8 protein-coding genes are annotated in these 11,595 nt (G+C 45.1%); 6 read left to right on the top strand and 2 right to left on the bottom strand.

The genetic code is table 11. The annotated features are described in order from the left end of the window. Positions 1 to 193 precede the first annotated feature (193 nt). A complete protein-coding gene (gene cobJ, locus QUA53_RS09000) occupies positions 194 to 1,969 on the top strand; it encodes a precorrin-3B C(17)-methyltransferase (protein ID WP_333096470.1) in 1,776 nt (591 codons plus the stop codon). Between the two features lie 517 nt (positions 1,970 to 2,486). Beyond that, positions 2,487 to 3,275 carry a hypothetical protein gene (locus tag QUA53_RS08995; RefSeq protein WP_333096468.1) on the top strand — a complete coding sequence of 263 codons (789 nt, stop codon included), beginning with the start codon at positions 2,487 to 2,489 and terminating at the stop codon, positions 3,273 to 3,275. A 192-nt stretch (positions 3,276 to 3,467) separates the two neighbouring features. Here QUA53_RS08995 and QUA53_RS08990 read toward each other — a convergent pair whose 3' ends face one another. Together QUA53_RS08990 and QUA53_RS08985 are read right to left on the bottom strand one after the other, a co-directional pair. Further along, entirely contained in the window at positions 3,468 to 4,229 is a 762-nt protein-coding gene (locus QUA53_RS08990; protein WP_333096467.1) for a DNA polymerase beta superfamily protein, read from the bottom strand. A 45-nt stretch (positions 4,230 to 4,274) separates the two neighbouring features. After that, entirely contained in the window at positions 4,275 to 5,225 is a 951-nt protein-coding gene (locus QUA53_RS08985) for a DNA polymerase beta superfamily protein (protein WP_333096465.1), read from the bottom strand. 669 nt (positions 5,226 to 5,894) lie between these two features. Here QUA53_RS08985 and QUA53_RS08980 point away from each other — a divergent pair. From QUA53_RS08980 to QUA53_RS08965, 4 genes are all read left to right on the top strand, one after another. Next, positions 5,895 to 6,260, top strand: a complete 366-nt coding sequence (locus tag QUA53_RS08980) for a hypothetical protein (protein ID WP_333096464.1) — start codon at positions 5,895 to 5,897, stop codon at positions 6,258 to 6,260. Positions 6,261 to 6,677: 417 nt separating this feature from the next. After that, positions 6,678 to 9,410: a DEAD/DEAH box helicase family protein gene (locus QUA53_RS08975; RefSeq protein WP_333096462.1), complete on the top strand. Its 2,733-nt coding sequence runs from the start codon at positions 6,678 to 6,680 to the stop codon at positions 9,408 to 9,410. A gap of 44 nt (positions 9,411 to 9,454) precedes the next feature. Then, the gene (locus QUA53_RS08970) at positions 9,455 to 10,783 is read left to right on the top strand and encodes a phthiocerol/phthiodiolone dimycocerosyl transferase family protein (RefSeq protein WP_333096461.1); all 1,329 of its coding nucleotides are present in this window, start codon (positions 9,455 to 9,457) and stop codon (positions 10,781 to 10,783) included. 25 nt (positions 10,784 to 10,808) lie between these two features. Continuing rightward, entirely contained in the window at positions 10,809 to 11,564 is a 756-nt protein-coding gene (locus QUA53_RS08965) for a type I restriction-modification system subunit M N-terminal domain-containing protein (protein WP_333096459.1), read from the top strand. Positions 11,565 to 11,595: the final 31 nt, after the last annotated feature.

The following is an 11,595-nucleotide window of genomic DNA, read 5'->3' as shown; positions in this document are numbered from 1 at the left end:
TTTGCTTCTTTTAATGATAAACTAATCGCAGAAATGCACAGGCAAGATGCCTGTGCCACTGACAGACAGAACAAAAAAGATAAACTTCTGCTTTCTCTTACTTCGCGCCTTCGCGGTTCATCAACTATGTCTTATTAAAGTAAGCACCGATTAAAATAATCAAACAAATCCAAACACAGCCATATTTACAACCGTGAATCGAGTTCCTCCCGCAATTGTTATCTTAGGTCAAAACAGCCTGCCGATCGCCAAAAAAATCTCCGCACATTTCCCCGGTTCCCAGATTTACGGTTTAATCGATCGCACTTCCAACACAGACATCAACTTTAGCAACTTCGGCGAAACCTTGCGGGAACTATTTGCAACAGAAACCCCAATCATCGGCATCTGCGCCGCCGGAATAATCATCCGTACCCTCGCCCCCCTGCTGTCAGACAAACGCGCCGAACCGCCTGTTTTAGCCGTCGCAGAAGACGGAAGCGCCGTCGTACCGCTGCTGGGCGGTTTGCACGGCGTTAATGATTTGGCCAGAGAGATTGCAGCCGCCCTCGGCGTACAGCCTGCAATTACCACCACCGGAGATATCCGGTTTCGCACCGCGCTGCTGAGTCCTCCCCAAGGCTATTATTTGGCGAATCCAGAGGACGCGAAGACTTTTATTTCAAATTTGCTCGCCGGGGCAAAAGTACGCCTAGAAGGGGCTGCAAGCTGGCTTTCCGAGAGCAATTTGCCGTTAGCGAAGCCCTCGAAGAGGATCGCCCCCGACGCAAAATTGACCATCCGCGTCACCGAAAAAGCAATTGCGCCAACGCCCGATTGTTTAGTTTACCATCCGCAAATTGTGGCATTTGCACTCACAAAGCTATCGAATATTGAGCCGGAAATAGCGGTTTCATTAGTCCAGCAAGCCTTGGAAAAAGCTGGTTTAGCGCCAGCTTCCGTTGCCGGATTTTTTGCATTAAAAGATGAGATGGGAAATCCGGCACTTGAAGCAGTTTCACAATATTTTAAAGTCCCCGTCCGCTTTTTGAATCTCTCCGAACTTGTCGAATTAGACTCAATTGAATTCAGCGAAAATCAGGCCGCACAAATTGCCCTGACAGCAGCCGGTGCAAACAGTCAGTTAATCGAATGCGATCGCCCAAACTCCGTGAATTGCGCGATCGCCCTCGCCGCCGAACCCATAAATGCTAGCGCGATCGGAGTTAGCCGCGGCAAACTGGCGATCGTCGGTACCGGCCCTGGAGGCGCGCCCTGGATGTCCCCGGAGGTTAAGGAAATTTTGCGCGAAGCCACGGATTGGGTGGGTTACAAGTTCTATCTCGACTTAGCTGGAACCCTGCGGGAAGGACAAAAGCGGCACGATTCCGACAACCGCGAAGAGATCGATCGCGCCCGTTTTGCCCTAGATTTAGCAGCATCGGGAAAATCTGTCGCCGTGGTTTCGTCGGGAGATCCGGGGATTTTTGCGATGGCAGCAGCGGTGTTTGAGGCGATCGACTTTGATGCCAAACCCGAATGGCAAGGCATAGATATTCGGGTGGCACCGGGCATTTCAGCCATGCAGGCGGCCGCTGCTGCGATCGGAGCACCCCTCGGACACGATTTTTGCGCGATTTCCCTTTCGGATATTCTCAAGCCTTGGGAGGTCATAGAACAGCGGATTTCGGCCGCTGCGATCGCAGATTTGGCGATCGCATTTTACAATCCCATCTCGAAACAGCGGATTTGGCAACTCTCCAGGGCGATCGAGATTTTGTTGCAAAGTCGCGACGCTAAAACCCCCGTCGTACTAGGGCGAAACCTCGGCCGGCCAGGTCAATCTGTGCGGGTTTGCACCCTCGGCGAATTCCAGCCGCAAGACGCTGACATGAGAACTTTAGTGATTGTCGGTTCGAGTCAAACTCGGATTATTCCCCGCAAATATGGAGATGTTTGGGTTTACACGCCGCGCAGGTACGAAAAATAAGCAAAGAAGCAAAAACTTGGGAAATCAGCAATTGACTGACAGGTAATTGACTTTGACAATAAAATATTTTGATCTCGCTGGGGGGAGTCTAGGTTAACAAATGGCGGCGAATCACTAGACTGGCCTGTTATTTCACCTCATAGTTGTCACTCTCGATCGGTAATCCTCTTGGATTACAGAAATCCTCGGTACAGAGGAATCTCGGCTTCCGAAGGCCGATTTTTTCTCGCTGACATTGAGCGAATTTAGAACTAGACTCAACCCTAGTAATGGTTTCAGCTTCATTTTGGGAGAGATAAAATTTACTTCTCAGTAAATATTTTTTTATTATACATTCACGATAAAATCAATGGCGATCGAGGTCTGCTACATTCCTTAATCCTACGATAATCTTACGCTTACAACAAAAAGAGGGGATTCACCCGCAGCAGTCTTCTCTGTCTTTGGGTAGACCGGATTTGTTTTTTCTTTTGATAAGATTCCGTTAAACAAAGGTTAAAATAACACTTAAAAGAACATGAAATTCAACATTCCTTTAGCTCCTGGGGCTGTAACCCAATTTTTGCTTCGAGTGGTGACCTGTCTAGTTGTCATATCTTTCTTAAGTGAGATGACTGTGTACTTCTTGCCAGGTACTCCATCTGACAACTACTTCGTAAAGGTATTCAGCGTTGATTCCGAGCGGAACATTCCAACGGCATACTCAGTTTTGGCATTGCTATTTAGTTCTCTCTTGCTAGGTGTGATTGCTTATGCGAAAAATTTGGATAGTTGTCGCTACAAGCGTCACTGGAAAATTTTATCATTCATATTTTTATATTTATCTTTAGACGAAGCTGGTCAATTGCACGAAAACTTGATAAATCCAATGCGAAGTCTCCTAAATACCACCACAGGATTTCTTTACTTTACTTGGATTGTACCGTTCGGTTTTCTAGTAGCGCTCTTTCTCATATCCTACAGTAAGTTTCTGTTACACCTTCCTCTTCCTACAAAAAAAATGTTTGTTGCAGCGTGCGCTCTTTATATTGGAGGAGCATTGGGGATGGAACTGCTAGGGGGATACCAAGCTTCTAAAGTGGGAGAGGATAATATAGTTTACCAGATAATAGTGACCGTTGAAGAGTCATTAGAAATGCTCGGCATCGTTGTATTTATCCACGCCTTGATGTCATATATCAAGATATATTTAGGGGGGGTAAGTTGGAATATTTACATACCAGGCAAAAACCCACAATTTACTGACGATCGAAATATTGGCCTAGCTGGCATTAGCGAACCAGCAAACACAAGTGTATCAAGGTAAATCACTTGAAACCGGGTTTGAGCGACGATGAAAATACTCCATTCGGGTGTTTAATGTCGATAAAAAACCCGGTTTCTTTGGTACTGATGCGTCCTGGGCTGGAGGTCCTGCGATTTTCGGCACACCAAACGACTAATAGACTAATATGTAGGGTGCTTGCTGCACCAAACGACTAATTAGGCTTAGAACAGCTTAGTTCACAGATGACATCCTCACCTTTACCAGAAAATCGCTAAGAGCAACCTTTGCATGAGGATTTGACGGCAAATGACTTGTAAAACTTGCATCTTCTAATATATTAATTAGCCGATCGCGCTCTTGCTGATAAAATTCTATATCTGTATCTTCTAGCACTGATTTTTCCTCTCCTGCCAGCTTGCGATCGATCAAATCAGGTATATACAACAACTGGAACTTCTCGTTAAGTTTCACCAAATTCGCCTCCACTTCCCCAGTTTGCATCAAGTGAATCCCAGCCAGCAACACCCGATAAACGTACAGCAGCGGTTTCACCCGGCGCGGGCGTTCTTTCTCAAACAATTTCCATTGAGTTTTAGCAAAACCGAGATAGTGGTGGCTGTGGTGCTTGGTAATGCAGTTCGAGGCGAGTTCTTTTAATTCCTCGTGTTCCTTTGTACTGTAAACTATCAGCGGCGAATACAGTTGTTCTAGCACGTAGCCGTTGCGCTTCAACAGCATCTCAAAAAATTTCTTGATGTCGTGAGTTACTAAATCGAGTTGCATTCCCTCCCGAACTTCAGAAACTTCGATTGTTTCTTCTCCCGAAATTAGTCCAATTACTTTCGGTAGCGGCAAAATGTGTACTCCCCGCAAGTCGAAGTCAGAATCTGCGGAAGGAAACCCGTATAAGTGCGAACCGCTGACAGTCGCAAACAGCAGCGGATAAGGTTGAACGGAGATAATTTGGGCGAGATTCGAGATGTATTCTGTCATTTATTCCAGTCCATGCAGGCGGGCTTTGTTTCACAAAAAGCGATTTCAAGATCCGATTTCGATCGCACCTTTACGCGCTTCAATCAAAAACAGATTCGCTTTCTCGTAATTAGGACGTTCCGGTAAGGAAGTTGCAGCAAAAGCGCGATCGAACTCACCGTGCAAGCTCAACCGCCAGCGATTCACCTCATCCCAGGATACTTCTTGGTTGCGGATAGATAAAAGTTGCGATCGATAATCCTGCACGCGAACCGGTACAAAACCCTCCTTGAGTACCGTAATTCCTGACAGCAGCAAGCGAATTAAGTGCATCGCGTGCTTCCAACGAATTTCCCCGGTATTGCGGAGGTCTTGCTCCATTTTTTTAAATTGAGACAAAACGTAGCTATTGTAAGTTTGATAAACCAATTGAGAAAGAAAGATTTCCCTAATTTCGAGCAATTCTTGTGCTACAGGAGAAACAGTTTCTACTAAAGGCGTGTACAAACATTCTAGCACATTTGGATTAGCTTTTAGCGCCAAAACTAGAAACTTTTGCAGTTCCCAATAGCATTCCTGATTTTCCTTGTTTTCCAATTGTTCTGGAATGCCGTAAAGCGACCAATGAAGTATTGCGGGCGGCAGATAAATCCCGCGTCTGTCTGTATCAGATTGCTCGTTATCAAGACCGTAGGCTCTCGAACCAACAATGCAGCGGTAAATTACAGAATCATATAGGTTATATTCTGCCAGAAAATCTCCTCCTGAGTGCAATCCTTCGCTCTGAAACTGCTTGCGGATGCTGAGTTCGTGCCGCCGCAAACTAACTTGTGTTCCGTCTGGGAGTTTGACTAAATATGCGTGGGAATTGTCCGTAGGCGATTGAACGATGACACCTACTAATCCCGGTTTCCAAGATTGGTCGCCGCCGGGGTTTTTGACCTCGATTTTGGTGACAATTTGGGTTCCTGCGGGGATGATTAAGTTGAAATTTTGAGAAAGATTGGCATTTGCCATGACGGAACCTCCTGCGGGGCACGAGCTACAATGTTAGTGTAGCATAGGTGTAGTATGTAATGAAAGTTTTGGGCGATTCCCTACCCTTCGGGAACGCTTCGCGAACGGGATAGCTTCGCTTCATGCGGATTTGGCCTTGTTGAACATTGTCTAATTATCAAGGAGGAATATCGCCAGCGATTTGAGGCGAAGGTATTGGAGATTTTTGAGACTCACCCGACAATTGCAGGAATTCGCAATGCGGAAGCAGTGACGGACTTGCAACTGGTGGCCTGAGAACCTACTCTGAGGCAAGAATGGGCGGGGGGAAGGTGCAATTATCGGAGTCTAATATTTGCAAGACGTTTAATCTGAAGGTTAATAGTTGATTATCGTTTCTGCGAGAGTTGTTCGAGATTGAGGTATTGCCGGATTATCAGGAAGTGGTAAGGAGGAATTTTGAGGATTTTATTGCCCAGGGACAGTTTAACGCCAATCTGATTTAGGTTTTAAAGGCGGTGCAGAATGTGTTTTTGAAGAAGCGACAGTTGGAGTTCCGGATTTGTATGAGGCACCGTTGGATCAGTTTCCAGAAGATGCTGTGGAACGCTGGTTTACTCAGAAGTGGATGAGTTGATTGAGTTTACTGAAGAGTTAGCAGCTTAACTTTTTATATCCAAGAGGAGAGATATGAAATTTATTTCTTTGACATTGGTGGCTGCGCTTGGGGTTTTAAGTCCAGCAATGACCGCTTCGGCAATTTCAGACGTTGTGTGGAAACCTGTTCCTGGAACAAAGATTAATAATGATTTTTGGTATGTAGGAACTAACACCATAAATAGACAAGGCGCTCGTATTACCTTTGATGTTAGGACTAACTCAAAACAATACGTGCTGTACTCGGCAAATTGCCAAACTCGGATGATGCAGAGACTAGCAGAGGGAAGCGTTAAAACCGGAAAAATTGTAGTCTATGAAAGATATCGAGAAGCGTACTTTCCCCCTAATCAAGTTCAAAGAAAGGTGCTGAACTACGCCTGCAGTCAAAAAAGGTAGTAAAATCAGGTTTCTACAAGTCCCTGGTTTTAAATTGCGATCGCTGGTGCCGAACTTCGATCGCCAGTTAGCCCAATTTGGGAGAGATTACGATCGCCGGGACTTTGGAACCCAAAGCAGGATGAGGTTTTTAATCAGTGGCGCAGGTTACAAGGGAGTGATTGCTGAAGTTAGAGCATATTATGGGAATAAAAGTGCGGGAGTTGATGAGTTTTATAGATAAAAAAGGCTAGTTATAGAAGTTATTAAAATGTTAGAAGATGATGGTTGGTATTTAGCGAGAACAAAGCGCAGTCTAGGATGCGCTGGCTTTTAATGGAAGGTGGGGCTGGATGAGATTTATAATCTGTTATAGGGAAAAATATAGGAGTGGAGCGCTCGCACGCTCTAGAAAAGGGGTTGGTAAACGATATCGTAATGTCTCGTAACGAAGCGAACACCCGAAAAGAATTAATAGATAAAGCCCTAAAGACAGCGGGATGGAACCTCGAAGATCCAAACCTGGTGGGGATAGAGATTCCGGTGGATGGGTATGATGCTCAACCCTGGAACGGAGTTACGGATTATTGTCTGTATCAGGAAAACGGCGAAGTAATTGCTGTTGTAGAGGCGAAGCGACAACGCCGCGATCCAAGGGTAGCAGAACAGCAGGTGAGGCATTACGTTACAGAGATTGAGAAACGCCAGAGTTTTCGCCCCCTTGCTTTTATGAGTAATGGGGATAAGACATTTTTCTGGGATGTGGGGAACGAACATAAGCGCCAAGTGGCGGGTTTCTTCTCGCCCAGAGACTTGCAGAATTTGCTCTACATCCGTCAGAACAAAATCCCCCTGAAACAGTTGAGCGTGAATCTTGCCATTGCCAACCGAACCTATCAGCAGTTGGCAATTCAACGGGTTAGCGAACGCTTTGACGATGGACACCGGCGGGCGCTGGTGGTGATGGCGACGGGAACGGGCAAAACGCGCACGATTATGGCGCTGATTGAGTTGTTTTTGAGAGCGAATCAAGCGCGGACGGTGCTATTTGTGGCGGATCGAGATGCGTTGGTGAAGCAGGCCCTAGATGAGAATTTTAAGGTTTATTTGCCGAACGAGCCAAGAGATAGAATCCGAACCTACAACATTGATTACAGCAAGCGACTGTATGTGGGAACGCTGCAAACGCTGGTTAAGTGTTACAAAAAGTTTTCTCCTGGCTTCTTTGACGTGGTGATTTTTGATGAATCTCATCGATCGATTTACAACCAGTTCCGCGAGGTGGTGGAATATTTCGATGGGCGGATTATTGGACTAACGGCAACGCCAGCGGTTTTTATTGAGCGCAATACGTTCCAGCTTTTTCGCTGTGATGGTATTCCGACTTTTAATTATCCCTATCGAGATGCGGTGAATGAAGGCTATCTCGTAGATTACAGCCTTCGTCAAGCACAGACTCGCTTTCAACGGGAGGGGATACGCGGGGCAAACCTTTCTGAAGAAGACCGCAATACTTTGATTCAGCAAGGGTTAGACCCCGATGAAATTGATTATGAGGGGACGGAATTAGAGCGCACTGTCAGTAATCGGGATACGCTGCGGAGACAGTGGGAAGAAATTATGGAGGTTTGCCACAAGGATGAATCGGGGCAGTATCCGGGTAAAACGATTGTATTTGCGGTGAGTCAAAACCATGCTCTGCGGTTGGCAAGCGTGTTTGAGGAGATGTATCCTCAGTATCCCGATATGGTGCAGGTGATTACTTCCCAGATGGAACGCACTGATGATTTGATCGATCGATTCAAGAAGGAAGAGATGCCGCGCATTGCTATTTCTGTCGATTTGCTGGATACCGGGATAGACGTGCCGGAGGTGGTCAATTTGGTGTTTGTGAAGCCCGTCCATTCTCTCATCAAAATGCAGCAGATGATTGGACGGGGGACGCGCAGTAATGAGGCTTGCCGCTATTTTCATCGGCTTCCCAATGGGCATAAGGATGAGTTTCTGATTATCGACTTCTGGGAGAATGAGTTTGATAAAGACCCCAGTGAGGAGACGGTGACACAAAATCTGCCTGTTACGGTAAAGATTTTTAACACGCGGTTGAAGCTGCTGGAACTTTATTTAGATAATCAGGAATCGGCAGATTGTCAGCAGGCAATTAGGGATTTACGGCAGCAAATTAACCAAATTCCCCGTGATGCTTTTAGCGTGCAGCAGGTTTATTCTCAGATTGAGCAAGCTTGGACGGATGGGTTTTGGCGGTATCTGAGTCAGCGTAATATTGATTTTCTCCGCACTCAGGTTGCGCCGTTGCTGAGGTTTGTGGCGGGGGTGGATGTGGCGGCGGCGACGTTTACAAATAAGGTGGAACGGTTGAAGCTGGAAATTCTCACCGATGGGGCAAAACCGGGAACGTTGGAATCGATCGCGGAGGATGTGAGTCGGTTGCCGGATTTTGTGTTTGAGGACTCCCAGCGTCGGGGTTCGGCGGATTTTTGCTTGTCGCATCGGCTGCGGAGGGCGACACCGGAAGAGTTGAATCGGGCGATCGCGGATTTGGCAAATCAGATGAAAAATCGGCGTCAGCGTCCCAGTTCGTTTATTGAAATTGATTTGGGCGATCGTATTGCTACCAGTGGTTATATCACGTTAGGAGACGGGGGAGAACAGGTTTATGTGGAGGAATATCGCCAACGAGTTGAGGCGAAGGTGTTGGACATTGTGGAAAATCACCCAACAATTGCAGCAATTCGCAACGGGGAAGCGGTGACAGACTTGCAACTGGTGGCGTTAGAGCGTACTCTGAGGCAAGAGTTGGGTGGCCCAAACGTGCAGTTGTCGGAGTCGAATATTCGCAAGGCGTTTAATCTGAAGGTAAATAGTTTATTATCGTTTCTGCGAGAGTTGTTCGAGATTGAGGCATTGCCGGATTATCAAGATGTGGTAAGGCGGAATTTTGAGGATTTTATTGCCCAACGGCAGTTTAACTCCAATCAGATTCAGTTTTTAAGGGCGGTGCAGAATGTGTTTTTGAAGAAGCGACGGTTGGAAGTTCCGGATTTGTATGAGGCACCGTTAGACAGATTTGGAGAGGATGCTGTGGAACGGTGGTTTACTCAGAAGGAAGTGGATGAGTTGATTGAGTTTACTGAAAAGTTAGCGGCTTAATAGTTAATGATTGATTTCAGATAAATAAAAGAGCTATTAAATTTATGAATAACAACAGAGCGCTTTCGGTCACAGAACAAGCGATGGAGCTATTAAACAGGCAACAGGGTTCATTTAATATAGTAACAATCAGCCGCATTAAAGGTGACATTAAAGAAGAGATTTTGAGGCAGGTGTTAGATGCAGTTCAAAGCATTCATCCTCTACTAAACTCTCGGATTATTGGAACGCTAGATCATCTCGAATTTACAAATCAAGGAACAGAAAAAGTTCCTTTACGGGTGGTTTCACAGGGCATAAATGACAACTGGGAAGATGTTGTGAGAGAAGAATTGAACAAGGCTATTGATAGCAGTAAGGTTCTGCTAAGATGCGTTCTTATTTACAAACAATCCGAAATCAACATCAGCTATTTAATCACAACTGTACATCATGGCATATCAGACGGATTATCTTGTATAAGCTTACAATCAGAAATCTTGAAATGTTACCAAATTATTGCCTCTGGAGATTCCATTGATAGAGATTGCGAGTCTGCTATTCCACCCTTAGAGGAATTATTACCTAAATGGATGAAAGGCAAGAACGGAATCGACAAGGGCAAATGGTTCTTGCTGAAAACCAAATTACAAATGCTTTTACATCAACCAGAACAATTAGAGTCTGAAGAGACGGTTCCCCTTGAGTTTCGTAGTTGTGGCATGACTCATAGATTCTTACAAAAAGAGTTAACCCAAAAATTAATTGAACTTTGTCGCCAAGAAAATACCACTGTACAGGGGGTTTTATGTGCAGCAATGCTACTTACAGTAGGTAATAAAATTAGAGGGGAAAAACTACGAAGTATTAAGGTTTCATGTCGTACTTATGTAGATTTGCGTAGACGTATCTCACCTCCAATACAGCAGAAAAATTTGGGTTTTTTAGCTTCATTTTTAACTTCCTTACATAAGATTAAACCTCAGATGTCGTTTTGGGATTTATCAAGGGAGGTTACTAAAAATATTGAATTAGGCTTAAAAATAAAAGATGATATTTTTAAGCCTTTAACGCTATTTAGAAAAATTATTGAATATCATATTAATAATCCTGACGAATCGTATGTCACAATTGCGGTGACTAATATTGGCAGAGTTAATATTCCTGAAGTTTATGGGGATTTGGAAATAGAAGAAATCAGTTTTATTGCGTCTAATGCTATTATTGGCAAAGTTTTTACAGTGGCAACTGCTACTTTTCAAGATAAAATGCTTCTTAATTTCCTAGCATCTAAGCCTTCACTTAGTCAAGAGACGATAGAGATGCTTGCTACAGGTGTCATCAATTGTCTGATTGAGGTTTGCCAAGAAAAGGTTATAATGGCTGTCAAATAATGGCAAAAGAGGAAAGAATTTACTTATGCTCACTGATCCCGAACTGCGATCGAAAGTTGATACAATTTGGGATAGATTGTGGTCGTCGGGGCTCTCCAACCCGATGGATTCGATCGAACAATTCTCCTATCTGCTATTCCTCAAACGCCTAGACGACGCCGAGAACCAGCGCGAGAAACAGGCAAAACGCCGCAATAAACCCTTTGAACCGCAAATTGACCCAGAATTGCGGTGGTCGCACTGGATTAATTTTAAGGCAGATCTGGCTCTCAAGCATCTTCGCGATCGCGTTTTTACCTGGTTGCGGACGGCGGGGACTGAGGGGAGTTCTTTTGAGCGATATATGCAGAATGCTGAGTTTAAAATCAGCAAACCTGCGACGCTGATAGAAGTCTGCAACTTGATTGATGAGATGAAAATCTCGGAACAAAATCAGGATGTTCAGGGCGATTTGTACGAATATCTCCTAAGTAAACTCAATAGTGCGGGACGTAACGGACAGTTTCGCACGCCTCGCCATATTATCCGCATGATGGTGCAGATGGTTGACCCGAAACCGAAGGAACGAATCGGGGATTTGGCGGCGGGGACTTGTGGGTTTTTGGTGAATGCCTACGAGTACATTTTAGAACAGCACAGCGAACCCGATGAGAAAGGAAAACGGCAGTTAATCGGAGATTTACTCAGCGACGAAGAACGGGAGTTTCTGCAAACAGAAGCTACAGCAGATTCCAGGCAAATAGAGTACACCTTAATCCCAAACACTTACCAAAATGGTTGACAAACCCTTGCAACCGTACTCCATAAACCTG

The sequence above is a fragment of the Microcoleus sp. Pol12B3 genome (assembly GCF_036701355.1).
Taxonomy (GTDB): domain Bacteria; phylum Cyanobacteriota; class Cyanobacteriia; order Cyanobacteriales; family Microcoleaceae; genus Microcoleus.
This window is presented reverse-complemented; position numbering and strand designations above follow the sequence as displayed.

Coding starts and splice junctions, on each gene's coding strand:
- QUA53_RS08995 (WP_333096468.1), top strand. CDS start 2,487: ATGAAATTCAACATTCCTTTAGCTCCTGGGGCTGTAACCCAATTTTTG.
- QUA53_RS08990 (WP_333096467.1), bottom strand. CDS start 4,229: ATGACAGAATACATCTCGAATCTCGCCCAAATTATCTCCGTTCAACCT.
- QUA53_RS08985 (WP_333096465.1), bottom strand. CDS start 5,225: ATGGCAAATGCCAATCTTTCTCAAAATTTCAACTTAATCATCCCCGCA.
- QUA53_RS08980 (WP_333096464.1), top strand. CDS start 5,895: ATGAAATTTATTTCTTTGACATTGGTGGCTGCGCTTGGGGTTTTAAGT.
- QUA53_RS08975 (WP_333096462.1), top strand. CDS start 6,678: ATGTCTCGTAACGAAGCGAACACCCGAAAAGAATTAATAGATAAAGCC.
- QUA53_RS08970 (WP_333096461.1), top strand. CDS start 9,455: ATGAATAACAACAGAGCGCTTTCGGTCACAGAACAAGCGATGGAGCTA.
- QUA53_RS08965 (WP_333096459.1), top strand. CDS start 10,809: ATGCTCACTGATCCCGAACTGCGATCGAAAGTTGATACAATTTGGGAT.